Below are 24,871 nucleotides of genomic sequence, written 5' to 3' on the forward strand. Positions count from 1 at the left end.
GTTCCTAACCTTCCGGCTGTGCAGGCGCCTGCGTCAGGTCGGCGGCCAGTTGGGTCAGCAGGGCTGAGATCATGTTGAACGACAACAACGCGCTGGCGCAGCGATGCGTGCCATCGTGGAAGGTCAAAGAGTCTGAGGATGCGCTGCGTGATTGCAGCTGATCCGGCTGCGAAAACACCTTGGGATCGCGGTTTGCTGCGGCAAGGGACAGGAAAACTGCTGTGTCCGCTTCGACCTCAACACCGCAGAGGGTAATCGATTTGGCAGCGGCACGTTTCAGCATGGGCTGAGGTGGAGACAGGCGTAAAACCTCCTCGATCACTGTGCTGCTGTCATTTGGCAGTTGCTGCGCCAGCGATGGGGTTGCGCCCAGCGTGGCCACCAGATGTTTGAGCGCCGCCGCAGTGAACTGAATCCCGGTCACAAAAACACCCAGCGCACAATCGGCCGCCTGTTCCGGTGTCAGCTTGCGATGTTGCAGGGCGGCCAGCAGGCCTTGCTGTTCGGGCATCGTGGCTGCGGCCCAATCTTGCAGATCAGCATGGAACATCACCACGCTCTCAACGGTCGCTTTATCGCCGGTCTGCTCGGTGATGGTCAGCCCCTCCAGCATCGCTTGGTATCGCGGTGCCTCGCTGGCGGGCAGTCCGGCAAATTGACACAGCGCTGTAAAGACAAAGCAATCAATCAGCGCGGAGTAATCCAATGAAGACTGCGGTGTGCTCTGCTGCCGAATGACGTCTGAGGCAATCTGCAGCAGCAACACGCCTTGTTCGTGCAGGCAGTGCAGATGGGCCTCTTGCAGGGCGGTCTGTTCAATGGCGGCTTTGGTATTGGTCAGGCGGTCGTAGAGGTTGGCGAGTTCTGGCGACTGGTCAACGCCCTGTTGCCGCGGGGGCGTGCAAATGAGGTCTGGATGTTCCAAAGCCTCTTTCACCTCACGATGGCCGGTCAACAGCAGGGCGTTGCTGCCGCAGCGCAAAATGGGCGTGTCCTGACGCAGACGCATTAGTTGCGGCACGCTCATTGCGGTGATCGCCTCTTCGGTGAGATGGGTCACTGGCAGGGCGGCAGATGGATTGGGCTGGAGGTTGTGCAATGGCGTCACCACCCGATGCCCGGCACCGTGGGGGACGGCGTGTGTGCGTTTGGCAAAGCACAGCTGCTGCGCATCAGGTAAACCTTTGTCATCGTTGAAATACGTTTTGACCAAATTCAGCCCCCTGAAACGACGGATAAACGTCAGCCGGGAACCCACGGAAAAGTTGAATGCGCGCAACTTAACGGCATTTTCACAAAAGTGTAGAAAAATTCATCTTAGAGTCGTGTTTTTTTGAGCCGCGCTTTGGGACGCGACCAGGCTGGTCGTAACCCTAGCTGGGGCTGGCCTGCTGCAAACGTTTGAAGCTCATCGAGATATGGGCCCGTTGCAGCTGCGCCAAAGCGGCCGGATCCTGTGCGTCCAGCGCGAGTGAGATCGCTTCCAGTTCATGATGGAAGATGCGGAACTCTTCCTGCAGGTCCAGTTTGGCCTGCATCGCCAGGGTCAGCCAGATCCGTTTTGTTTGATAATACAGCCGTTCCTGCACCTGCCGCAGGGGCTGATTGCCGATCAGATCCAAGAGGGTTTGGAACACCTCAATATCAAACTCGGTAAAGACACGTGCTGTGCCGCGATCAACAATGTCTGCGCTGCGCTGCAACAGTGCGTCAAAACGGGCGCGATAGGCCGCGTCAGCCGGGATCGGGTCCAGACGACCAGTCAGTTCCACCAGCTCCAGCCGGAGTTGGTAGACCTGTTCCAGTTCGGCAAGGCTGGCATCGGTCACAAAGGTGCCCACGCCGTGCTGGGACTGCAGCAGCCCTTCGTCCTCCAACCGGGCCAGCGCCCGTCGCAGCGGGGTACGGGAAACGCCGAAATCTTCGGCCAGCTCCGTCTCAGACAGTTTCATGCCCGGCGGGTAGTCCAGCAGGCAGATACGTCGGCGGAGCTCATGATGGATCGCCTCGTGCCTGTCACGCGCGCCGGTTTCTGCCATTCCCTCAGTTCCCCAATCGATGCCCCAGTTTTTCCAACATGGACAGGCAGTGCTGAAGCTGGTCCAACGCCAGGTATTCATCTGCCTTATGCGCCTGCTCGATGGAGCCGGGGCCGCATACAATCACATCTGTTCCCAATGCTTGGAAGATACCCGCCTCAGTGCCAAACGCAACCAGATCTGCGCCATTGGCCCCTGTCAGCTCGGCGACGATCCGCTTCGCTTCATTGTCATCCGTGGGGGTTAGTCCGGCCACTTCGGCGATCACCTCCAGATCAATTCGGGCGTCTGGATGTACGGCGCGCATCGCGGGCTGCAGGGTGTCATCGCAATAGCGTTGCAGTTCTGATTTCACAAAATCCGCGTCGCTGGTCTGCACCGGGCGCATTTCCCAATCGATGCGGGCGGTGGAGGGGATCACGTTATTGGCCACTCCACCGTTCAGCGCGCCGACATTGATGGTGGTCCAGGGTGGGTCAAATCGGCTGGTTTCTGGCGCCATCGCGCGCAGCCGATCCTTCAGCTCCAGGATTTTGGCCACATAGCGGCTGGCGTATTCCACTGCGTTGACGCCCAGATCTGGCAGGGAACCATGGCCGGCAAGCCCATGAAAATGGGTGCTGTATTCGTAGCAGCCTTTGTGCCCTTCAATGATCCGCATTTCTGTTGGCTCACCGATGATGGCGATGCCGGGGGTGAGGCCGCGGTCCGCCAGAACCTTTCCCAGATGCTGCGCCCCAAAACAGCCGATTTCCTCATCATAGGTGAAGGCAAAATGCACCGGCCTGTCGGCCACCTGCCGCGCAAACAGCGGGGCCATGGCCAAAGTGGCGGCGATGAAACCCTTCATATCGCAGGTGCCGCGCCCGTAAAGCCGGCCGTCCCGTTCGACCATTTCGAACGGATCGGTCTGCCATTGCTGATCGCTGACCGGCACAACGTCGGAATGACCTGACAGCAGGATGCCACCGTCCCGTTCCGGCCCCAATGTGGCAAAGAGGTTGGCCTTGGTCCCACAGGGGGACGGGATATGGTCAATCTTGGCGCCGACCTCTTCCAACAGACCGGCCGCAAAGGCGATCAGATCAAGGTTCCCGTCCGCCGAAACCGAAGGGAAGGCGATCAGATCGGCCAGTATCTCCTTGGTGCGCGCCAGCGTTGTCATGGTTTGACAAACAGTTTGCGGTCAACAGAACACAGCGGTTCCGCAGCGCCGTCTTCGGTGATCAGAATGGTCTCGGTTGTCTCCAGCCCCCAGCTGTCCATCCAGAGTGCTGGCATGAAGTGGAAGGTCATCCCCGGTTCCAGAACAGTAGTGTCTTCGGTCCGGATGGAGGCCGTGCGCTCACCCCAATCGGGCGGGTAGCTGAGGCCGATCGGATATCCCATCCGGCCCGAGCGTTCGATCCCATGTTTCGCCAATACATCCATAAAGGCATTGGCGATATCGCAGGTGCGGTTGCCGGTCTTGGCGGCCTCCAACCCGGCGGCAATGCCTTCAAGCTGCGCTGCCTCTGCCGCCAGCATCTCAGCCGGTGGGCTGCCAAGAAAGATCGTACGGCTCAGCGGGGCGTGATAGCGGCGATAACAGCCCGAAAGCTCAAAGAAGGTGGCCTCCCCCGATTTCATCGGCGCCCCGTTCCAGGTCAGGTGGGCGGCGGTGGCATCCAGACCCGAGGGCGTCAGGGGCACGATGGCGGGGTAATCGCCCCAGATGTCGTCCACCCCTTTGATGCCGGCATGGTAAATCTCAGCCACCAGATCGTTTTTGCGCAAGCCCGGTTCGGCCCGTTCCAGTGCGGTATGGATGACCTTATCGGTGATCCGCGCCGCCTTTCGGATGAAGCTGATCTCCTCACCGGATTTCACCAGACGCTGCCAGTTCACCAAGGCGGTGGCGTCACAGAAGGTTGCGCCAGGCAGTTCCTCGACCAGAACCGCATGAGCTTTGGCCGAGTAATAGTAATTCTCCATCTCGACGCCGATGCGTTTGCCCTCAGCGCCGAGAGCCTTGATATGACCGGCCAGATCCTGCATCGGATGGCGTTCGGTGGATTGCACATATTCATCGCCGTAGCCGTGCACATGGCTTGGTGCCATCCAGCAGGTGCGATTGGCGCCCACGCTGTCCATATAGCGGCCCCACCAGATCGGATCGCCTTCTAGCCCCAGCAACACGCCCTGATGCACGTAGAAAGACCAGCCATCATAGCCCGTCAGCCAAGCTTGGTTGGAGGGATCGGTGACAAAGATCAGATCCAGACCTGCCGCAACCATCGCGGCGCGGGTCTTGGCAATGCGTCGGTCATATTCGGTGCGGCTGAAAGGCAGATCCTTGGGTGTCATGCAGGGCTCGCTTGTTGTGTACATATTGGGTGGTGCTGCCGAGTGAAAATCAGATATTTCGAGATTCGGCGTCGATTTGCTGCTGATAATCGGTTGGTGTGGAGCTTGCGTCAATCATCTTGTATACAAGTGGCGGTGCGGTGCCGAAAAACCACCGGCGCCCGCAGGCCAATTTGGACCCGAAAATGCAGCTAGATGACCGAGATATCGCAATTTTGCAGGTGCTCACCCAAGAAGGGCGCATCACAAAAACCGCTCTAGCGGATCGAATCGGCCTGTCGCCCACGCCCTGCTGGGACCGCCTGAAGAAACTGGAACAGGCCGGCCTGATCGAAGGCTACGGCGCCCGCATCAATCTCAAGAAGCTGGGCCGCCATGTGACCATTTTTGTGGTGGCGGAATTGCAGGATCATACCGCTGCAAGTTTCCGCAGCTTTGAGGCAGCGCTGCAGCGCTATGCCGAGGTTACCGGCGCCTGGGCGCTGGGGGGCGGGTTTGACTATCTGTTTCAGGTCGTGGCCCCGGACATCGACGCCTATCAGCGGCTGATGGATACCATGTTGGAGGCGCGGATCGGTCTGGCGCGCTATTTCACCTATGTGGTCACCAAACCAGTAAAGGGGCAGGGGCTGCCGCCGCTGGAACTGCTGCTTTCCTCTGCGCGAGGCGGGGCATGACGGCATATTTTCTGCCAAAGCCAGCAACTTCGGTCCAATCCTCTGCCCATCCCGCGCCAGATTTGCCGCCAGAAATGGAGGCAGGGCAATGGACCACAAGGATCTGATCACCGCTGCGGGTATCACGGATAAAACCCTGATGCGCAGCTTTTCTTACATCAACGGCAAATGGTGCGCCGCCTCTGATGGCGCGACGTTTCCGGTGACTGACCCGGCGGATGGCGCGGTTGTGGGTGAGGTTGCCAGCCAATCGGCAGTCGAGGCCGCGGGCGCCGTAGATGCGGCGCAAGCGGCTTTTGCGGCGTGGTCACAACTGCTGCCGCAAGACCGTGCGGCGATTCTGCGTCGCTGGGGCGCGCTGCAGGTGGAACATCGCGAAGACCTCGCCCGTCTTATGGTGATCGAACAGGGCAAACCCCTGTCCGAAGCCCGGGGCGAGATCGACTATGGCGCAGGTTTTGTGGAGTTCTATGCCGAAGAGGCCAAACGCCCCAACATCGAAGGTGTGACCAGCCACCTGCCCGATGCCGAGGTCGAGCTATGGCGCGAACCGGTCGGCGTTGCCGCGCTGATCACCCCGTGGAACTTCCCCTCGGCCATGTTGACCCGCAAAGCCGCCGCTGCACTGGCGGCGGGCTGCACCGTGGTTTGCCATCCTTGCGCGGAAACCCCGTTCAGCGCGCTGGCTTTGGCCGAACTGGCGGAACGGGCGGGCATTCCCGCCGGTGTGTTCAACGTGGTGACAGGCGATGCGCCCACCGTCGTGAAACCCTGGACCGAAGACACCCGTGTTCGCGCCCTGTCGTTCACTGGCTCCACGGAAGTGGGCAAATTGCTCTACCGCCAATCCTCGGAAACGGTGAAGACACTGGTGATGGAACTGGGCGGCCATGCGCCGGTTATTGTCTTTGACGACGCCGATCTGGACCGCGCCGTTGCCGAAACCATCAAGGCCAAATTTGCAACCACCGGTCAGGATTGCCTGGGCGCAAACCGTATCTATGTGGATCGCGCGATCTATTCTGATTTCTGCGCTAAGTTCACCGAAGCCACCAAGGCGCTGACCCTCGCGCCGGGGATGGAGGACGCTGACCTCGGCCCGTTGATGAACGAAAAGGCGGTGGTCAAGCAGGAAGAACATGTCGCCGATGCCTTGGCCAAAGGCGCGCGCCTGACCTGTGGCGGCAAACGCGACCCGCTGGGGCCGCTATTCTATCAGGCAACCGTTCTGGTGGATGTGCCTGAGGATGCCCTGATCCTGCGCGAAGAAACCTTTGGTCCCGTGGCGGCGATCCTGCCCTTTGACAACGAAGAAGAGGTCATCGCCAAGGCCAATGACACCGAATACGGCCTTGTTGCCTATGTCCACAGTCAGGATCCCCGCCGCATCTACCGCGCCTCGCGCGCGCTGCAGTTTGGCATGGTGGCAGTCAACCGGACTAAGGTCACCGGTGCGCCGATCCCCTTTGGTGGCACCAAACAATCTGGTCTTGGCCGGGAAGGCGCCCGTCAGGGCATGGAGGCCTTTACCGAGATCAAATACGTCTGCCGCGACTGGGGATAACCCCGCGTTGGCCAATGAAACATGGGGGCAACGTGCCCGCCGAAACGATGAAACAAGAGCCGGCCACCCAACAGGCTGGCGCAGAAAGGACCCGAGATGTTGAAAAACGATCAGCTGGCGGAATGGGACCGCGATAACTTCTTCCACCCTTCGACCGCGCTGGGGGCATTCGCCCGGGGCGAGTTGGACAACCGCGTGGTGAAAACCGCATCGGGCGTGTTCATTGAGGACCGTGAAGGCAACAAACTGCTGGATGCTTTTGCGGGCCTCTACTGCGTGAATGTCGGCTACGGCCGTCAGGACATCGCCGAAGCTATTGCCGATCAAGCGCGTGAGCTGGCTTACTACCACTCCTATGTGGGGCACGGCACTGAGGCTTCGATCACCCTGTCGAAGATGATCCTCGACCGTGCGCCGGACAATATGTCGAAGGTGTACTTTGGTCTGGGTGGTTCTGACGCGAATGAGACCAACGTCAAGCTGATCTGGTATTACAACAACATCCTGGACCGTCCTGAGAAGAAGAAGATCATCTCGCGCTGGCGCGGGTATCACGGGTCCGGTCTGGTCACAGGGTCGCTGACGGGGCTGGAGCTGTTTCATAAGAAGTTTGACCTGCCTGTTGAACAGGTGATCCACACTGAGGCGCCGTATTACTTCCGCCGCGATGATCTGGACATGTCCGAAGAACAGTTCGTCGCCCATTGTGCGTCCGAACTGGAGGCCGTGATCGAACGCGAAGGCGCAGACACCATCGCTGCCTTCATTGGCGAGCCGGTTCTGGGCACTGGCGGCATTGTGCCACCGCCCGCTGGCTATTGGCCGGCCATTCAGGCTGTGCTGAAGAAACACGATATCCTGCTGATTGCCGATGAGGTGGTCACGGGGTTTGGCCGTTTGGGCAGCATGTTCGGCTCCGAACATTACGGGATTGAGCCTGACATCATCACCATCGCCAAAGGCCTGACCTCGGCCTATGCGCCGCTGTCGGGATCCATCGTTAGCGATAAGGTCTGGGCCGTGCTGGAAAAAGGTACCGATGAAAACGGCCCGATCGGCCACGGCTGGACTTATTCGGCGCATCCGATTGGTGCGGCGGCGGGCGTTGCCAACCTTAAACTGCTGGATGAGCTGAACCTTGTCAGCAATGCGGGCGAGGTTGGGGCCTACCTGAATAAATCCATGGCTGAGGCACTGGGCGAACACGCCAACGTGGGTGACATTCGCGGTGAAGGCATGCTCTGCGCCGTGGAGTTTGTGAAGGATCGCGACAGCCGCAGCTTCTTTGACGCGGCAGATAAGATCGGCCCGCAGATCGCCGCCAAGCTGCTGGAGCAGGATAAGGTCATCGCTCGCGCCATGCCGCAGGGGGACATCCTAGGCTTTGCACCGCCGTTCTGCCTGACCAAGGAAGAAGCTGACACCGTGGTTGCGGCCACGGCCCGCGCGGTGAAGGCTGTGCTGGGGTAAGCGTCTTGCCTTGCCAAACCATGCCTTAACAGGCATTGGCAGGCCAACCGGGGCATCCTGCGGGGTGCCCCTCGTCGTTTTTGGAGGACGTTGAATGAGCTGTGCAATTTGCGGAGCCACCGAACAGTTGGAAACCATCACCGTTGCGCCACGCGAAGATGAGGTGCAGCTTTGCGCCACCTGCCGCGATGGCCTGACATCTGACCTGCAGGATGTTCCACACTGGCGCTGTCTAAATGACGCGATCTGGTCAACGGAGCCTGCGGTGCAGGTGCTGGCCTGGCGGTTTTTGAACCGTTTGCCGGCCGCCTGGGCGCGGGACCTTCTGGATATCGCCTATCTGGAGCCTGAGGTGCTGGCCTGGGCTGAGGCCGGGCTGGAGCAGGTGCCTGACGTTATCCATCGTGACAGCAACGGCGCGGTTTTGGCGGCTGGCGATACGGTGGTGCTGATCAAGGACCTGCCGGTGAAAGGCGCAGGCTTTACCGCCAAACGCGGCACCGCCGTGCGCAACATTTCATTGGTGCCCGACAATGAGACACATATCGAAGGCCGGGTTGAGGGGCAGCGGATTGTGATCCTCACCCAGTTTGTAAAGAAAGGCTGAACAGCGGCGCTGATAGGGTCTCACAGGCGGTTTGCAGCGTGCTGTAATGCCCGCCGCCATGTACCCGCTGAATTTCCGCTTCATGTGGCAGGGTGCTGCGCAGCGCTTCGGCCATGACGATAGGGGCCCAGGTGTCACGATCGCCATGCCACAGGGTGACCGGTGCTTTCACCTCCGCCAAAACGCCGGTCCAGTCGCTGACATAGTGGCGCAGCAGCGCTTTGTAGGCATTGGGATAGTCGTGATAGGCGGCACGCAGCGCGGCCAACAAAAGCCGCCGGGCGTCGGGCTGTGCGGCCCAGTCTTTTTCAGCCACGCCGGCTTTGGCAAACAGTTGGCGCAGCAGAAATTCCGGGGTGTAGCGGAGCATTGAGCCTTGCGCTTTGGTTAGCAGGCCCAGACCGGGGCCCTGTTTTTGGGCCAGTTTGAACACGGGTGCACCGGCCATTTGGCGCAGAAAGTCGCCCAGCTGTAACGGCGCGGCGGCGGAAATCAGGGTGATCTGACCAACCTTTTCAGGCTGCGCGGCTGCGATGTGCAGCGCCACCATGGCGCCAATGGAAAACCCGATCAGATGCACCGGTGCGTCAGCCGTGGCAAATCGATCGAACTGTGCGATCCAGGTTTCCGGCCCGGTGATGTCACCTGCATCTAGCAAATTTGGGGCGTGGATCTTTTCCGGATCTGGCCAAAGCGCCTTGGCATCCGTCGGGCTACCGGGAATGCCGTGACAAAAGTAATAGGGGGCGTGGGGCATGGAGTGGTCAGAAACTTATTCGGTTGATTAATTCTCGACCATGCCACACCGATGATTGCAAAAACCAATGGTTTTAAGGTGCATTGCTGATGCGACATAACATCAGGGCGGTGCGGTCGGTTAAACCTACCCGCGCTTGCGGGCTGAGCTGACCTCAAAGAAAAAGCCCGCCAATTTGGCGGGCTTCTTAGATGTTAATGGGCAACTTGCGTTTAGTCGCGGGTGCCTGAAAACTTTTCCTGCCACTCTTCGCGCTGTTCATCGGTGATCTTGGCGAAGAGCACATCGGGAACGGTGAAGGCATGACCGGCGGGCAGGGCATTCAGCGCCTCAGCCACGTCACCGGGCCAGCTGTCATCCGTGGTGCCCATGGCCTCCAGCATTTTGGCGGCGGTGAAAGGGATGAAGGGGGCCGACAGAACCGCATAGAGGCGGATCAGGTTCAGACCCAGACGCACCTGCGCTGCGGCCTGTTCGGGATCGGTTTTGAAGGTCGACCAAGGGGCCGCGGCCTGCAGGTATTCGTTACCCGCAACCCAAATCGCCCGCAGTTCCTGCGCAGCTTTGCGGACCTCTTTGTCTTCCATGAAGCCTTCATAGGCGCGCACCTTGGTGGTCAGGTCGGCGATCAGCGCCTGTTCCTGTTCGCCAAACGCGCCACCTTCCGGCACGGCCTCGGAGAATTTGGAGCGGCAGAACTTGGTGATACGGCTGACAAAGTTGCCCAGTACGTCTGCCAGATCCTTGTTCACCGACTGCTGGAAGTTTTCCCAGGTGAACTCACTGTCCGAACTTTCCGGCGCGTGGCTCAGGAGCCACCAGCGCCAGTAATCGGCGGGCAGAATCTCAAGCGCCTGATCCTGGAACACGCCGCGCCCACGCGAGGTGGAGAATTGGCCGCCATCATAGTTCAGGTAGTTGAAGGATTTGATGTAATCCACCAGCTTCCACGGCTCACCCGATCCAAGGATGGTCGAGGGGAACGACAGCGTGTGGAAAGGCACGTTATCCTTACCCATGAACTGGGTGTAGGTCACATCCTCCGCACCTTTGTCGGTGCGCCACCAGCGTTCCCAGTCGCTGCCTTTGCCAGCCGCGACCCATTCCTGCGCACAGGCGATATATTCGATTGGCGCGTCGAACCAGACGTAGAAGACCTTGCCGTCCATGCCGTCCCAATCCTGATCGCCGCGCTTGACCGGCACGCCCCAGTCCAGATCCCGGGTGATGCCGCGGTCCTGCAGACCGTCACCATCATTCAGCCATTTCTTGGCGATGGAGGTGGTCAGCACCGGCCAGTCACCTTTGCTGTCGATCCAGTCGTTCAGCTGGTCCTTCATCTGGCTCTGGCACAGATAGAGGTGTTTGGTCGCGCGCATTTCCAGATCGGTGGAGCCGGAAATGGTCGAATAGGGGTTGATCAGATCTACAGGATCCAGCTGCTTGGTGCAGTTGTCACACTGGTCACCCCGGGCGCTGTCAAAGCCGCAGTTGGGGCAGGTGCCCTCAATATAGCGGTCCGGCAGGTAGCGGCCGTCAGCGTTGGAATACATCTGATTTTCAGAAACTTCGCGGATCAGACCTTTGTCTGCTAGAACGCCTGCGAAATGCTGGGTCAGCTGTTTGTTTTCCTCGGATGAGGAGCGGCCAAAGTGATCAAAGCTAAGGCCGAAACCTGCCGCAATCTCAGCCTGTTTTTCGTGCAGCTCTGCGCAGTAACCCGCCACGTCCTGGCCCGCTTTGGCAGCGGCCAGTTCGGCGGGGGTGCCGTGTTCGTCGGTGGCGCAGATGAACATCACCTCATGGCCCCGGCCACGCTGATAGCGTGCAAAGAGGTCCGCAGGCAGCTGCGAGCCCACGAGGTTACCGAGGTGTTTGATCCCATTGATATAGGGAAGTGCCGAGGTGATCAGATGCCGTGCCATAAACCCAAGTCCTGATATACGTGTTGAGACCCCCTTTAGCGCAAGGGCGCGACCTGTGCCACCGCTAGATGCTGATTTGCCTGTTGCGCGATGGGAGGGGGGCTTCGCACCGATCAATCTGAAACGTGAGCGCGTGTAGGTTGGCGCTAACATTTTTCGTCTTTCTCACCGGCTGGGGCTGGTTTGTTGCAGATGCCGCAGTATGTTCGCCTATAGCGTGGGTATTTAAGACGAGGGAACGCGTCATGCAAAAGAACGAAATGGGCCGCACTGGGGTGATGGTGACGGATATGTGCCTGGGGACGATGACCTTCGGCACCCAAACCTCAGAGGCAGAAGGCCACCGCCAGATCGACATGGCGTTGGCACATGGCATCAACTTCATGGACACCGCCGAGATGTATCCGGTGAACCCGGTGTCGAAAGAAACCATCGGCCGCACCGAAGAAATCATCGGCAACTGGATCGCCGCCAACCCCAGCCGCCGTGATGAGTTTGTGCTGGCCACCAAACATTCCGGTGAAGGCCTGGCCGCCGTGCGTGACGGTGCCGCGATTACGGCAGAAACCATCCCGGCAACGGTTGAGGCCTCTCTCAAACGGCTGAAGACCGATTGCATCGACCTCTACCAGTTTCATTGGCCCAACCGTGGCAGCTACATGTTCCGAAAACATTGGCATTTTGATCCGTCGCATCAGAAAAAAGACGACACGATCGCCCATATGGAGGATGCGCTGGGCGCGCTGCAGCGCGAAGTCGACAAAGGCAATATTCGCCATTTTGGCCTGTCCAATGAATCCGCCTGGGGCACCACGCAATGGGTCAGCACCGCGGATCGTCTGGGGCTGCCGCGGGTGGCGACCATTCAAAACGAATATTCGCTGCTGTGCCGGATGTATGACACGGATCTGGCTGAGGTGTCGGTGAACGAAGACGTTGGGCTGATCTGTTATTCGCCGCTGGCGGCGGGCCTGTTGTCTGGCAAATATCAGGGCGGCGCCCTGCCGGAAGGATCGCGGATGGCCATCAACGGCGATCTGGGTGGCCGCAAAACTGATCGTGCTTTTGCCGCCGTGGATGCCTATCAGGCCTTTGCGAATGAACATGGCCTTGACCTGATCAACATGGCGCTGGCATGGGCGCGGCAGCGTCCGTTCATGTGCTCGGTCATTTTTGGGGCCACCACTGAGGCGCAGCTGCAGCATATCCTAGAGGGCACAGAACTGGTGCTGTCAGATGAGGTGATGGCCGGGCTGGACGCGGTGCACAAGGCACATCCGATGCCGTTCTAAGGGGCCTTATCGATGTTTACCAAAACTGTGCTGGCGATCGGTCTGGTCGCAATGGGGACCGCCGTTGCGGCGGCACCCCCCGCATGGGAAGGGCGCTGGGCGATGAATTCCGCCTGGTGCGCCAAGCAAAGCGATGTTGAGGATGAGAGCCCGGATTACTACGGCGTGGACGGGTTCTACGGTCAGGAATGGGGCTGTGAGATCCTGAATATTCAGGAGACGGGGCTGAAAAACAGCTGGTCCCTGAAGCTGGAATGCTCACTGCCCGGCGAAACTTGGGAAGAGGAGCGGCTGATGCTGCTGACCAGTTTTGATCGGTTGATGTTCGTCTTCACCAGTGGCGACATGTTTGATCTGGTGCGCTGCCCGGCCTTGCCTGAGTAAACGCGAACGTAAGGACGTACTGTGGACAACACGCTTTGGATTTTTGTCGCTGTCGCGGCGGCCGGGTTTCAGACCCTGCGCTTCATGCTGCAGAAGTCACTATCGATGGGCACCCTTTCCGCAGGTGGGGCGACATTGGCGCGGTTTTTGTTCTCCGCGCCTTTTGTCGCCGCTCTGGCGCTGGGGTACCTTTCCTACAGCGGCGCCGGTTGGCCCGCGCTTGGCAACCGTTTCCTGACATTTGCGCTGGTGGGCGCCCTGGCGCAGATCCTGGCGACATGGTGTGTGGTTGCGCTGTTTCAGCATCGCAACTTTGCCGTTGGGATCACCTTTAAGAAGACCGAGGTGGTGCAGACCGCGCTGGTCGGGTTTCTAGTGCTCGGCGATCGCATCTCCTTCGGCGGGCTGTTGGCGATCCTGATCGGGTTGTTGGGGGTTCTGGTCCTGTCCGATCGGCCCGAGGGCGGTGCCGGACTGAAGCGTTTCCTGAACATAGGCGCAGGGCTGGGCCTGCTGTCTGGTGCCTTTTTTGCAGTGTCTGCCGTTGGTTACCGTGGCGCCACGCTGGAGGTCGGCAGCGACGATCCGTTGATGCGGGCGCTGATTTCCCTGATGGTGGTGACCGCCAGTCAAAGCGTCGGGCTTGGCAGCTATCTGATCTGGCGTGAGCCGGGGGAAGTGGGCCGTGTCCTGGCCAGTTGGCGCAGCTCCATCTGGATGGGGCTGGCCAGTTTGGGCGGCTCACTGGGGTGGTTTGTGGCCTTCACCCTGCAAAATGCGGCCTATGTTTTCGCCGTTGGTCAGGTGGAGGTCATCTTCTCCATCCTGATTTCTGTGCTGGTGTTCAAAGAACAGATCAGCCGCCGTGAAGGCGCGGGTATCGCCTTGATTACGGCAAGCGTGCTGACATTGGTCCTGTTCCTTTAAGGCGCAGGAACAGGTTCTGCTCATCGTCGTTTTTGAAAAACGGGACCGAGGCCGGGGGCTCAGGCCGGTGCAGACGCCCGGCCACCTCGGCCAACACCACTTCTGTGATGAACGGCAGATCAAACTCGCGTACTTTGGGCAGCGGGATCCATTGCAGATGTGACAGCTCATCGGATGCAGCTGAAAAATCATCCAGATCACTGGCAATTGCAGCCGCATCAATCAGGAAAAACCGGGCATCAAACCGGCGCGGGCGGCCCGGCGGGGTAATGGCGCGAAACACAAACTGCAACGCATCCGCAGCGGGGCGGTAGCCCGTCGCGGCAAAGCTCTGCCAATCGGCGGGGGCATCAGTCCAGGCAGATTTCTGGCCCAAAATCAGCCCGGTTTCTTCCCATAACTCGCGAATGGCGGCCACCGCCAAAGGATGGGACAGGTCGCGACCCGCATCTTCGCGGATGCGATCCCGGCAGACCTCTGGCAAGTCAGAGATCAGCGAAATCTCGGCGTCTTCAGCGTCAACTGCGCCGCCGGGGAAGACAAATTTATTCGGCATAAACGCCGCCTTGGCGCCACGCTGGCCCATCAGAATATGCGGGTCACTGTCCCGATCACGTAGCACAATCACTGTGGCCGCATTGCGGATTGCCGTCTTATCCATCTTTCCCCTAACTCGCCTGACACCTCTTCAGGTTAGCCGGCTTTTGCAAATCCATGCATCCGCCGCGCCCACTGATAGCCGATCATTGCGCCTTTCAATCGGGGCAGAAGGTAGAGCGAGAGGACAACGGTGCCAATACCGAAGATTTCGATCAACACCATCGGCGACGGGCGCCAGGTCTCAAATACGAACATCAGCAAAGGTGCCAGCAGGTGGCCCACGATCAGAATGGTCAAATATGCCGGGCCATCATCCGCGCGGTGATGGTGAAATTCCTCACGGCACACCGGGCAACTGTCGCGGACTTTCAAATAGCTTTTCAGCATCGGGCCATTGCCGCAGTTGGGGCATTTACGCCGCCAGCCCCGCAGGATTGCAGGTTTGGTCGGGCGCTCTTCTGGGCGGGCTTCTTGCGTCATGACTTGGGTCATAATGGGCACTCTCATTTCTTATCGGCAAAATCTGGGGCAATTTGATTGCAATAAAAACCCCACGAACTGTCGCCGCGTCGCGATGTCGCAAAATCTGACTAAGCGTTGCATCTTTCATGCCTGACCCAACGGATCAATGGGCAGATTGCCTCATGTGCGTTTCGTCGCAGGTGATGCACTGAATGTTGCGGGCCGCCCGGTCGCGATGGGCGCTGATCACAGGCGCGTGAGCCCGCAAAGTTTTTTCGACAGCTGCGACGGAACCCGGCGCGGGGTGCGTATTAGCCTGCAGAAATCGGATGACACACCGGTTCACAACAACTGACCAAGTTAAGAAACTGGAGAGCAAAAGATGAAACGTACTGTAATCCTGTCGACCCTGACGATCCTGGCCATTGCGGGCACCACTGTCTCCGCCAGCGCCTTTGGCGACCGCGACGGCCGCAAAGGCCCGCGCATCGAGTTCAGCACGCTGGACACCAATGGCGACGGCCAGCTGACCGAGGCAGAAATGCAGGCTCACGCCACCGCGCGCTTCAATGAGGCAGACACCAATGGCGACGGCAGCCTGAGCGCCGAAGAACTGGCCGCCCGCGCCGATAGCCAAAAAGCCGAGCGTATGGCCCGCCGCATCGCCAAAATGATCGAAAAGCGCGACACCAACGGCGACGGCGTCCTCAGCCAGGAAGAGCTGCAGCCGCACGATCGTGGTGACATGTTTGCCAAGCTGGACACCAACGAAGACGGCATGATCTCGCAGGAAGAGTTCGACGCCGCCAAGGGCAAGTTCGGCAAGCGTAAAGGCGGCCGCGATCATAACTGATCCGTACCGAGCAGGGGCCCCGTCACGTCAATGCTGATGGGGCCTACCGGCACAGGCTGAGGCCAAGATTGCCTTGCCGCGCTGAAACCGCTACGCCGAACGGACGATGGATATGGCCCTGGACACAATGAGCGATGTATCAGACGAAGCGCTGCTAGTGCTGTTCGCCAATGGCGATCAGGCGGCGGCGCGGGCGTTGAACCTGCGGATGACCCCTCGGGTTTTTGCGCAGGCGATGCGGATGCTTGGCAACCGGGCCGAAGCCGAAGACGTGGCTCAAGAGGCGATGATGCGGCTGTGGAAAATCGCCAGCCAATGGCGTCAGGGTGAGGCCAAGGTCACCACCTGGCTCTACCGGGTGGTTGCCAACCTCTGCACCGATCGGCTGCGGCGCAAGCCCAGCCTTGCCATCGATGCCATTCCTGAACCCGAAGACGGGCAGGCAAGCGCGGCCGAAGGTCTGCAGGATCAGGCCCGCAATTCGGCGCTTTATCAAGCGCTTGCAACCCTGCCCGAGCGGCAGCGGCAGGCGGTGATCTTGCGTCACATAGAAGGACTGGGCAATCCTGAGATTGCCGAGATCATGGACATCAGCACCGAGGCGGTAGAAAGTCTGACCGCACGGGGAAAACGGGCGCTTGCCAAGGCTCTGGCCGGGCGGCGCGATGAACTGGGGTACTCCGATGGATAAGCACTCTTTGGACGATGCAGCTTTGGACGATCTTTTTGCTACGGCCCGCGCGCAGGCGCCGCAGCCGTCGTTTGATCTGATGGATCGGGTGCTGTCGGATGCGCTCTCGGTGCAGGAACTGGCGGCGGCCGACACAGCGGAACCGCAGGTCAAATCTGAACCCTTCTGGCGCGCCGCGCTGGCGGGGCTTGGCGGATGGCCCGCCATGGCAGGGCTGGCCACGGCCTGTGTGGGCGGCGTCTGGATCGGGATCAACCCGCCGGATCTGGTCAGCGAAAGCGCCACAGTGTTCTTTGCGCTGGAAACGGATTCCTATTTGGTGGATGCCATGCCCGGCTTCTCGGCCGAATTTGATCTGGTCGAAGGGTAAGGGGAAAGAAAATCATGTCTGAAGAGCAGAATACATCAACACCGAACCCGAAACCCAGCCGTATCAAACCCTGGCTGCGCGGGGTTTTGTTTGTCTCACTGGCGCTGAACCTAGCGGTGGTTGGCGTCGTGGGCGGCGCCTTTGTGCGCTTTGGTGGGCCGGACAGCGACAAACGACCACCGCGTCAGGATGAGGTGGCGGGTACCTATACGCGCGCGCTTTCCAGCGAGGATCGCCGCGCCATATGGCGTGAGCTGCGCAAACAGCGTGACGATCTGCCCAGCAAGGCGGACCTGCGGGCTGATTTCCAGGAGGTCCTGCACCTATTGCGTGCCGAAGATTTCGACCGGGCCGCGCTGGAAGATGTGCTGTCGCGGCAGCGTGACTTTGGCATCAGCCGGGCGGAACTGGGCCATGAGCTGCTGCTGGACCGGCTGCAAACCTTCACAGCCGAGGAACGCGCAGCCTATGCGGATCGCGTCGAAGACGGGGTGAAGCGGCACCGTCATAAGAAGCCAAAACCGCAAGGCCCTAAGTCACAGTAATGGCGGCGGGTTGAAGCCTCTGACGCGGAACAGAGAAGATCAGGCAGACATTGGGGCGCCGAAAACACTCGATAAGCGGTCACGCCACCGACTGGCTTAGGTTGACCTGATTGCGTCCAGCCGCCTTCGCTCGATAAAGCGCCTGATCCGCCCGTTTCATCAAACGGCTCAGATCCCGCGAGGGATCACCCGCATCCGCGTCACCGGTGGTAGCCTCGGACATGGCTAGGCCCAGACTGACCGTTACGCGAATCTGTGAGCCATCCGGCAGGTCAAAGGGCCGCGCTGCAATATCGCGGCAGAGCGTTCGGGCAAAACGTTGCGCACCCAGATCTTGCGTTGACGGCAGCGCGATCAAAAACTCCTCCCCCCCAATGCGGGCCAAAAGGGCCCCATCAGGAACCGCGGCCCGCAATCGCTGCGCTAGATCAACCAACACGGCATCCCCCGCATCATGCCCATGCAGGTCATTAACATGTTTGAAATGGTCGATGTCCAGCAGGGCCAGTGCCACCGGCTGGCGCACCGGGTCAGCCAGCACATCCGCCAGCTGCAGCATCCCATGGCGCCGGTTGGATACCCCGGTCAGCGGGTCGGTTATGGCGGCGGCCAGGCCTTCCTTCAGCGAGGCCTGCAACAGGTCCTGCCGCCATTTGCGGTGGCTGAGTTTACTCAGACGTAATGCCATTTCCTGTGCGTCTGTGATGTGCAGCATGACGTCCTGAGCGCCAAGATCCAGCGCCTCAGCCGCCAGGTTTTCATGCCCCTGTTGCACAACAACCAGCACCTGCGCCCGGCGCAGGCCCGGCTTGGCGCGCAGGGTTGTCAGCAGCCGCAATTGTTGACGGGGTATTGGATCGCAAATCGGCAACACAATGCAGTCAGGCGGTTTCGCCTGATGGGGGCCATTCAACAGGTTTTCAGGATGATCTTTTGTTAGGTCCGCCTGCAAGTGAAAGGCAAGCTGATGCTGCCAGAGTGCCGCCGTATGTGCATCCGGGTGGGTCACCTGTATTCGTGGCCGTTCGCGGTGAATGCGGATCCCGACAGAGCGGTTGCCCAGCATCCTTGTGGCGGCCTGCGTCTGTGACCACACATCCAACGGAGGCCTGCCTGCCTCTTCAAACAACCCCGCAGTTTTCCCCGTGACCTCACCGGCAGCCCGGGCAAGAGCCACCTCATCCGGGGTTGGCCGGTCCCGGATCGCCGCGCGCAGCCGGGCAAACAGCAGATCATCGCCGATAGGGCGCGGCAGCACATCCTCAGCCCCCCATTGCAGCAATTTCCGCCGCTTTTCAGCGCTGTTTTCGGGTTGCAGGATGATCAGAGGCGGGCAATTTTCGCGCTGTTGCAACTTGCGGCAAAACCGGCGCAGGGGCATGTCATAAAGAATCGAGTTCACCAAGATGAGGTCACAGGCGTCGCAGTCCAGCACCTCCATCGCTTCCTGAGCGCTGGCCGCCAGCAGCACGTTAAACAGGCCCGACGTCAGACGCGCGCGAATGACAATGCGATTGGTGGCAATGGCTTCGACAACCAGTATTTTGCCGGGCATGCGATAGCGTCCCTTCCTTCGTGTCCCATGGGGCGGGCCATGCCTAAACCCCAGCTGCGCAGCAGCGGTTGCGCCTTGTTCCCCACCACTATTCATGAAAAGTGTTAAGAAACTCTTCCCACCGCAAAAGAGCACTCAAACAAAGGTGACCCCATGTCGTTAACCCGTGATGCAGCAGAAACTCTTGCCCTGCAGGCGCTTGGCTGGCTGGCCGGCAATGAAGAGCTGTTGCCGGTATTCATGGGGGCGACGGGGGTGTCGCAGGATGATCTGCGCAGTCAGGCTGGCGCGCCTGAGTTTCTGGCGTCGGTGCTGGATTTTCTGCTGATGGATGATGCTTGGGTTATGGCCTGCTGTGAAGCACTTAACAGGCCAAATGACACGTTGATCCAAGCCCGTGCCGCTTTGCCGGGCGGGGCGCAGATCCACTGGACCTAAGGTAACACTGGTTCAGAGTGTGGGCAGCGGCTCCGGCGCGCTGTCACGCAGTTTGGCCAAGAGCCGTTTCAACTCCGCCTCTTCTTTGCTGCTCAACGCCTGACGCATCGTCTCGGCATTTTCCTGCGCATAGGGCGTGCACATGCGGATCAGATCACGGCCGGTGTCTGTCAGAACAACCTGACGGGTGCGCCGATCTTCGGTGCCCGAGGACCGCATCAACCAGCCCTCCTGCTCCATATGACGCAATGCGCGAGAGGTGGCTGTGCGGTCAATTCCGACAAAGTCAGCAATATCAGATGGTTGGCTGAGGTTCTCGTTGCCAATGGCCAGCAGGATACACCAGGTCGTCCGGGTCAGCCCCACCGGTTTTAACTTCTCATCCAACCGCCGTTCCTGCAGACGGGACGCGATCGAAAGATGATAGCCGAGGGAATGGTGCAATCTGTAACGTTTGGTCGTATCCATGGCTGAATCCGACCCTATGCCGCCGGTAAAGTCAAGCCGCGGATCGGGCAGGGGCGATCCGATGTTTTCCACTCTTGCCATAGGTTTGGGCAACCGGCAGGGTCTGGCCTGAGGGTGATCGCCGGGACTTGTGGCCATGGCGGCAGAATTAGAAAGTTAAGGGCAGGGCAGATGAAGATTGATGGGATCCTTTTTGACAAGGACGGCACGCTGTTTGATTTCCGGGCCACCTGGGATGCCTGGGCGGCGCAGCTGATTGATGAATTGTCCGAAGGGAGCGCTGATCTTGCCGCGGCAATCGCGCATCACATCGCCTTTGATCTGCCTACAGCGCAATTTCGACCCGAAAGCCCGGTGATTGCCGGAACTGGACGTGAGGCCGCGGAATGTGTGGCCCGCGCCATGCCGGGCGTTGATCTTGATGCGCTGGAGGCACGGATGAATGCCAGCGCCGCAGCGGCCCCCCTGGCCCCCGCTGTTCCACTGTCGCCACTGCTTCAGTCGCTGGCTGCGCAGGGGCTTTCGCTGGGGGTGATGACCAATGACAGTGAGATGGGCGCACAGGCTCATCTGCGCGGCGCTGGGATCTTTGAACTGTTTGATTTCGTTGCCGGTTTTGACAGCGGCTATGGCGCCAAACCGGATGCGGCGCCGCTTTTGGCGTTTAGTGAGCGGATGCAATTGACCCCGGCGCGCGTGGCTATGGTGGGCGACAGTGCCCATGATCTGATTGCTGGGCGTGCGGCTGGCATGGTGACCGTCGGCGTTTTAACCGGCATTGCCGAGGCCGCAGATCTGGCCCCATTGGCGGATGTGGTGCTGCCTGACATTGGCCACCTGCCTGAATGGCTGAAGACCGCGTCGCACTAGCCGCGGGCTACGGCTGTTTCACATCCCAAAACCGCCGCGCAAACGCGGTTTCTTGGCAGTGTAAACCATTTGTTAACCTTTTGAGCGCAGCCTAATCGCGGAATTGGCGCTGGGGCTGGGTTCACTCGTCCTCGTCCGTAGCGTTGATAGCTTTTTCGCTGGGTCTTTGGCCTTTGTCGGGATTTTCCCGCGGAGGCCGTTGCCTTGGGAACTGCGGCCGTCTTTTGACCGCCGTTGGATAGGGGGCTGTTCTGCTCAGCGTCAAACGCGCGGTTTTGGGGATTTGAAATGGACGATTCGGGGCATGATATTGCGATCTTGTCCGTTGCGCAGGGCAGTGATGAACCATGTCAGCCTATGGGCGCGGCAGCTGGGGAAACTGTTGGTGTTGCACGATCTGTGCAGGTAAATCGGGCGATACCGTCGGTACGCTTGGATAATAGCGTCGATCATTCAGGCGCTGCGTTTGTCCATCCGGGGGATGTTCCGCCGGGTGCCCGGCCGCGATCGAGTATAGGATCAGACATTTCTGCAGATGGCGTTGACAGCAAAGTGTCATCTGTTGGGGCGCGCGCCTCGCAGCCCCCAATAGAACTGTGGCAAACCTTCTCTGCTATTATGCCTCTATTTGTGTTTGTTGATGCGGCCGGGCGCATCAGGCAGATCGGGCCAACGCTTGAGAAGGTCCTGCCCGGGGCGGCACAGCGTTGCGATGCTTTTGCGCAGCATTTCGCACCCAAATACCCGCAGCGTCATGCGGTGGATCAATTTAGGGACCTAGCCCCCGGCAGCACGCTCCACCTGTGTCTGCGATCTTACCCGCAGATCGGTTTGCGCGCAGTTGTGTCGCCCATGGCGGGCGGCACGCTTCTGAATGTCTCATTTGGTGCCTCGATTGCCGAAGCCATGCGTTGTTTGGATCTACGGCTCACCGATTTCCCCGCGACCGAACTGGCTGTCGATATGCTCTATCAGCTGGAGGCGAAATCCGCTGCGATGGCCGCCAGCCTGCGCTTGGCGCAACAGATGCGCGGCGCGCGGGACGCGGCCGAGGAGCGCGCGACCACCGACAGCCTGACCGGTTTGGGCAACAGACGCGCGTTTGAGGATCAGTTGAACAGGCTGTGCTCCAATGGGGACCCGTTTTCCTTGATGTTGTTGGACCTTGATCATTTCAAACAGGTCAATGACCGGCTGGGGCATCCCGGTGGTGACTATGTTTTGCAGCAGGTTGCCGTGATTTTGCGCCAAGAACTGCGCCAAGAGGATACCATTGTGCGTTTGGGGGGCGATGAATTTGCCGTTATTTTGAATGATATAGCTAACCGAAAAAGGCTGCGCCGCATCGCCGTACGGCTGAAAACCCGGCTGCAGGGGCAGATGTCATTTGAAGGCCAAAACTGCCGAGTTTCTGCGAGCTTTGGCCTGTTGTGCTCTTGCGATGTGGATGTTGCTCACCCGCAGCAGATGCTCGTTGATGCAGATCGCGCGCTTTATGCCAGCAAACGGGCTGGGCGCGGGCGGGTGACGTTTCATAAACGGGAAATTGTGTAACGGGTGAGCCGGCACCCAAAACTTATATCGCCCGGCTAAAGGGACCGGGCGATAGCGACGTTACTGTAATATGGGCGCTGTGATTAGCCCGCAGCACGCTGATCGGGCTTGAAGCCAATCTGGTCGGACACGGTAAAGCGCCCGCCCTGCAGCTTTTCGATTTTGCCGTCACGCAGCAGTTGCCCGAAGGAGCGCAACCCGTCTTCGCGGCTGAATTCCAGCGTTTCGATCTGGCGTGCTTTCTTCATCAGCTGAGGGCGCGAAAACTGTTCGAGACCTTCCACGTGGGACAGGTAGGATGCCGCAGCTTCCAGTAGGTCCGGCAGCTCCTCGGCGCCGACGCTTTCGGCAAATTCGGCGAAGCTGCCAAACTCTTCGGTCACGCTCGGTTCTGCAACGGCGGCGGGGCGGATGCGGCGGGGACGGACCGGTGCAACTGCTGCCTCAGCAACCGGGGCTGGCGTGTCAACGCGTTGTTCCGCAACAAGTTTCAACGGCGCGGGGCGATCCCCACGGGCCGCGCTTGCCGCACCCGGACGATGCGGGCGCACCACGTCATTCAGGTCCTCACGATAGGCTTCGGTATCTGCGCCACCCGCGTTCAAGGCGCCACCTGCGTCACTTTCGGCGCGGGTGGCCTGAACGGCGGCACGCAGATGGGCGATGGCGTTGCGGCGGTGTGAACCTTCGGGGTTGTCCATTTCGGACACGGTTTTTTCCATCAGCCGCGAGACATCGGCCTCTTCGGCTTCGTCAGCAAAGATTGAGCGGACATCGCCAGGCTCCATCTCTTCATCGGGTGCGTCGCTGAACTCGGCTTCCACCTCGGCCAGTTCCCGCAGCAGGTCCGCTTCTTCCTCGGCGCTTAGCGAACCTTCGTCAGTTGCCGGGGCCTCTGGCATAACGGCAGCGGGTTCAGCGACCTCAGCCGCGGACTGTGCGGCCTCATAGTCGCTGCGCTTCATTTTGATGACGCGGACGGGACGCACCGGGCGCACGGGGCGAACAGGCGCCGGCGCGGCATCTTCTACCGGCGTTTCCTCAGCGGTGTCCTGTGCTGCTTCAACCGTGTCCTGCGGTGCCTCGGCAATCTCTTCGAGGGCCACCTCAGCTTCAACATCAGACACGCTCACCGGTTTGGCAACAGGTTCTTCGGCCTTGACCTCTTCCTCAACCTCCGCCGCGATTTCTTCGGCTTCGGCTTCGGCTTCGGCTTCGGCTTCGGCTTCGGCTTCGGCTTCGGCTTCGGCTTCGGTGTTTTCAGCATCCCGTACCGCAGCAAGGATCGCGTCGAAATCGTCCTCGGCCTCTGCGGCGGTTTCATCCGAAACCTCGATCCGGGTCTCCTCGATCTCGGGCGCAGCCTCCGGCTCGACGGCCGCCACTTCAGGGACTTGCGTGTTGTTCAATTCGGCCACGGCGGCCAGAACTGCGGCATCTACGTCGCTGCCGGCGGGATCAGCGGCCAGCGCCTCTTCAAGTTCAGCCATTGGGGCGGCTTCGCTGGTGATTTCCTCGAGGGGCTCTTCCTCAGCGATTTCGGCTTCGATCTCTTCTGATTGCGCTTCTTCGGCAGCCACAGCAACTTCTTCCGCTTCAGCAACAGCTTCCTCAGCCGGCGCGACCTCCGGAACGTCTGCTGCAGGTGCGGGATCTGCCGCCTCAATTTCAGCCGCCACAGCGGGGGCTTCGATGGCAGCCTCGTCAGCGGCGGCGTCCTCTGCCGGCGCGGCGACCACGTCAGGCGTTTCGGCTTCGGCGGCATCTGCCTCAATCTCAGGCGCGGCCTCCGGCTCTGGTTCAACCTCTGCGGCAGGGGCGGTCAGTTCAGCATCAAGCACCTGATCCAAAGCGCCATCCAGCGCCTCATCCAGATCGCCGGTCATTTCTTCGGCGTGCTGATCTTCGGAGTAGTTGGGGGCTGCGGCCTCGGTGTTGCGGGACACCACGGCGCGGATGCGCTGCAGTTTGGCGGCAACGCTGTCATCGATGGCCGGTGCGTCAGTGTTATCGTCAGCCACCTCAATAGGTGCGGCAACAGCCGGAGTGGTTTCAACAGGTTCGACAACAGCGGCAGGGGCAGCAGGCGCTGGAGCGGTAACGGGTGCGGTGACTGGGGCAGCAGCAGGTGGCGTGGCAGGGGCAGCGCTGTCGGCAGCACGCAGGTGAATTGTGCCCTCATCCTGGCGGGCGACAACCTGGCGGGCGATTTCGCGCTCAGCGATCCGGGCCAGCATTTCGGCATCCGGGGTCGGGGGCTCTGCACCGAAATAGCGGTCATCGGCGGCCAAATCACGGAAATACTCCGCAATGGACTTCATTGTGTCAAAAGAGTCGTCGAAGCCTTCCAGCGTGCAGGAAAACGTCCCGTAGGAGACTGTCAGTACTTTGTTGTTCGTAACCATTGTAAACTCGCCTTTCCTTGCCTCTGGCTGCCATGACGCCCGTAAAAACAGGGACATGTTTCGCGTCTAAGG

Annotated in this window: 25 protein-coding genes; 14 read left to right on the top strand and 11 right to left on the bottom strand. The window is 60.0% G+C overall.

All coding sequences use genetic code 11. The features are described from left to right. Positions 1–4: 4 nt before the first annotated feature. The 4 genes from TL5118_RS12485 to TL5118_RS12500 all read right to left on the bottom strand — a co-directional run bounded on the left by TL5118_RS12485 (position 5) and on the right by TL5118_RS12500 (position 4,385). Positions 5–1,213 carry a cytochrome P450 gene (locus TL5118_RS12485; RefSeq protein WP_058244549.1) on the bottom strand — a complete coding sequence of 403 codons (1,209 nt, stop codon included), beginning with the start codon at positions 1,211–1,213 and terminating at the stop codon, positions 5–7. Between the two features lie 160 nt (positions 1,214–1,373). Beyond that, the gene (locus TL5118_RS12490; protein ID WP_058244550.1) at positions 1,374–2,039 is read right to left on the bottom strand and encodes a GntR family transcriptional regulator; all 666 of its coding nucleotides are present in this window, start codon (positions 2,037–2,039) and stop codon (positions 1,374–1,376) included. Positions 2,040–2,043: 4 nt separating this feature from the next. Beyond that, on the bottom strand, positions 2,044–3,204 hold the full coding sequence (argE, locus tag TL5118_RS12495; RefSeq protein ID WP_058244551.1) for an acetylornithine deacetylase: 1,161 nt from the start codon (positions 3,202–3,204) through the stop codon (positions 2,044–2,046). After that, positions 3,201–4,385 (bottom strand): M24 family metallopeptidase, encoded by a 1,185-nt coding sequence (locus tag TL5118_RS12500; protein WP_058244552.1) that lies wholly within the window; start codon positions 4,383–4,385, stop codon positions 3,201–3,203. Before TL5118_RS12500 ends, argE begins: the two co-directional genes overlap by 4 nt. 185 nt (positions 4,386–4,570) lie before the next feature. Between TL5118_RS12500 and TL5118_RS12505 the strand changes: the two genes are divergently transcribed. The 4 genes from TL5118_RS12505 to TL5118_RS12520 all read left to right on the top strand — a co-directional run bounded on the left by TL5118_RS12505 (position 4,571) and on the right by TL5118_RS12520 (position 8,703). Continuing rightward, positions 4,571–5,062 (top strand): Lrp/AsnC family transcriptional regulator, encoded by a 492-nt coding sequence (locus TL5118_RS12505; RefSeq protein ID WP_058244652.1) that lies wholly within the window; start codon positions 4,571–4,573, stop codon positions 5,060–5,062. An 88-nt stretch (positions 5,063–5,150) separates the two neighbouring features. Further along, on the top strand, positions 5,151–6,626 hold the full coding sequence (locus TL5118_RS12510; protein ID WP_058244553.1) for an NAD-dependent succinate-semialdehyde dehydrogenase: 1,476 nt from the start codon (positions 5,151–5,153) through the stop codon (positions 6,624–6,626). A gap of 96 nt (positions 6,627–6,722) precedes the next feature. Continuing rightward, positions 6,723–8,096 (top strand): aspartate aminotransferase family protein, encoded by a 1,374-nt coding sequence (locus TL5118_RS12515; RefSeq protein WP_058244554.1) that lies wholly within the window; start codon positions 6,723–6,725, stop codon positions 8,094–8,096. Between the two features lie 94 nt (positions 8,097–8,190). Continuing rightward, a complete protein-coding gene (locus tag TL5118_RS12520) occupies positions 8,191–8,703 on the top strand; it encodes an alkylphosphonate utilization protein (protein WP_058244555.1) in 513 nt (170 codons plus the stop codon). Here the strand turns inward: TL5118_RS12520 and TL5118_RS12525 are convergent. Next, positions 8,678–9,460 carry an alpha/beta fold hydrolase gene (locus TL5118_RS12525; protein WP_082626366.1) on the bottom strand — a complete coding sequence of 261 codons (783 nt, stop codon included), beginning with the start codon at positions 9,458–9,460 and terminating at the stop codon, positions 8,678–8,680. The genes TL5118_RS12520 and TL5118_RS12525 overlap by 26 nt on opposite strands. Positions 9,461–9,672: 212 nt before the next feature. Next, positions 9,673–11,385 carry a methionine--tRNA ligase gene (gene metG / locus TL5118_RS12530; RefSeq protein WP_058244557.1) on the bottom strand — a complete coding sequence of 571 codons (1,713 nt, stop codon included), beginning with the start codon at positions 11,383–11,385 and terminating at the stop codon, positions 9,673–9,675. Between the two features lie 245 nt (positions 11,386–11,630). Here metG and TL5118_RS12535 point away from each other — a divergent pair, with 245 nt between their 5' ends. The 3 genes from TL5118_RS12535 (at position 11,631) to TL5118_RS12545 (ending at position 13,988) form a co-directional block, all read left to right on the top strand. After that, complete coding sequence (locus TL5118_RS12535) at positions 11,631–12,677, top strand: aldo/keto reductase (protein ID WP_058244558.1); 1,047 nt, start codon at positions 11,631–11,633, stop codon at positions 12,675–12,677. 12 nt (positions 12,678–12,689) lie between these two features. Then, positions 12,690–13,061, top strand: a complete 372-nt coding sequence (locus tag TL5118_RS12540; protein ID WP_058244559.1) for a hypothetical protein — start codon at positions 12,690–12,692, stop codon at positions 13,059–13,061. An 84-nt stretch (positions 13,062–13,145) separates the two neighbouring features. After that, entirely contained in the window at positions 13,146–13,988 is an 843-nt protein-coding gene (locus TL5118_RS12545) for an EamA family transporter (RefSeq protein ID WP_058244653.1), read from the top strand. Here TL5118_RS12545 and TL5118_RS12550 read toward each other — a convergent pair. Continuing rightward, positions 13,951–14,649, bottom strand: a complete 699-nt coding sequence (locus TL5118_RS12550; protein ID WP_058244560.1) for an NUDIX hydrolase — start codon at positions 14,647–14,649, stop codon at positions 13,951–13,953. The two genes, TL5118_RS12545 and TL5118_RS12550, sit on opposite strands and share 38 nt — an antisense overlap. Before the next feature lie 32 nt (positions 14,650–14,681). Continuing rightward, positions 14,682–15,080, bottom strand: coding sequence for a DUF983 domain-containing protein (locus TL5118_RS12555; RefSeq protein ID WP_242601774.1), 399 nt, complete (start codon positions 15,078–15,080; stop codon positions 14,682–14,684). A gap of 352 nt (positions 15,081–15,432) precedes the next feature. On the opposite strand from TL5118_RS12555, the gene TL5118_RS12560 reads away from it, so the two are divergent. The 4 genes from TL5118_RS12560 (at position 15,433) to TL5118_RS12575 (ending at position 17,509) form a co-directional block, all read left to right on the top strand. After that, a complete protein-coding gene (locus tag TL5118_RS12560; protein ID WP_058244561.1) occupies positions 15,433–15,903 on the top strand; it encodes an EF-hand domain-containing protein in 471 nt (156 codons plus the stop codon). A gap of 106 nt (positions 15,904–16,009) precedes the next feature. Then, positions 16,010–16,594 (top strand): RNA polymerase sigma factor, encoded by a 585-nt coding sequence (locus tag TL5118_RS12565; RefSeq protein WP_058244562.1) that lies wholly within the window; start codon positions 16,010–16,012, stop codon positions 16,592–16,594. Then, positions 16,587–16,964, top strand: coding sequence for a hypothetical protein (locus TL5118_RS12570; protein WP_058244563.1), 378 nt, complete (start codon positions 16,587–16,589; stop codon positions 16,962–16,964). Before TL5118_RS12565 ends, TL5118_RS12570 begins: the two co-directional genes overlap by 8 nt. Positions 16,965–16,978: 14 nt before the next feature. Continuing rightward, complete coding sequence (locus TL5118_RS12575; RefSeq protein ID WP_058244564.1) at positions 16,979–17,509, top strand: periplasmic heavy metal sensor; 531 nt, start codon at positions 16,979–16,981, stop codon at positions 17,507–17,509. A gap of 79 nt (positions 17,510–17,588) precedes the next feature. Here TL5118_RS12575 and TL5118_RS12580 read toward each other — a convergent pair whose 3' ends face one another. Further along, positions 17,589–19,064 carry a diguanylate cyclase domain-containing protein gene (locus TL5118_RS12580; RefSeq protein ID WP_058244565.1) on the bottom strand — a complete coding sequence of 492 codons (1,476 nt, stop codon included), beginning with the start codon at positions 19,062–19,064 and terminating at the stop codon, positions 17,589–17,591. Between the two features lie 153 nt (positions 19,065–19,217). On the opposite strand from TL5118_RS12580, the gene TL5118_RS12585 reads away from it, so the two are divergent. After that, entirely contained in the window at positions 19,218–19,502 is a 285-nt protein-coding gene (locus TL5118_RS12585) for a DUF3572 domain-containing protein (RefSeq protein WP_058244566.1), read from the top strand. A gap of 12 nt (positions 19,503–19,514) precedes the next feature. Here the strand turns inward: TL5118_RS12585 and TL5118_RS12590 are convergent, their stop codons facing one another. Next, on the bottom strand, positions 19,515–19,970 hold the full coding sequence (locus tag TL5118_RS12590; protein ID WP_058244655.1) for a MarR family winged helix-turn-helix transcriptional regulator: 456 nt from the start codon (positions 19,968–19,970) through the stop codon (positions 19,515–19,517). A gap of 171 nt (positions 19,971–20,141) precedes the next feature. Between TL5118_RS12590 and TL5118_RS12595 the strand changes: the two genes are divergently transcribed. Then, positions 20,142–20,840 carry an HAD family hydrolase gene (locus tag TL5118_RS12595; RefSeq protein ID WP_058244567.1) on the top strand — a complete coding sequence of 233 codons (699 nt, stop codon included), beginning with the start codon at positions 20,142–20,144 and terminating at the stop codon, positions 20,838–20,840. 831 nt (positions 20,841–21,671) lie between these two features. Next, entirely contained in the window at positions 21,672–22,394 is a 723-nt protein-coding gene (locus TL5118_RS21400; protein WP_165590047.1) for a GGDEF domain-containing protein, read from the top strand. Between the two features lie 83 nt (positions 22,395–22,477). Here TL5118_RS21400 and TL5118_RS12605 read toward each other — a convergent pair whose 3' ends face one another. Continuing rightward, positions 22,478–24,799 (bottom strand): hypothetical protein, encoded by a 2,322-nt coding sequence (locus TL5118_RS12605; RefSeq protein WP_058260795.1) that lies wholly within the window; start codon positions 24,797–24,799, stop codon positions 22,478–22,480. Positions 24,800–24,871 lie beyond the last annotated feature (72 nt).

Origin of the sequence: Thalassovita autumnalis, assembly GCF_001458255.1 — a bacterium.
GTDB classification, from domain to species: domain Bacteria; phylum Pseudomonadota; class Alphaproteobacteria; order Rhodobacterales; family Rhodobacteraceae; genus Thalassobius; species Thalassobius autumnalis.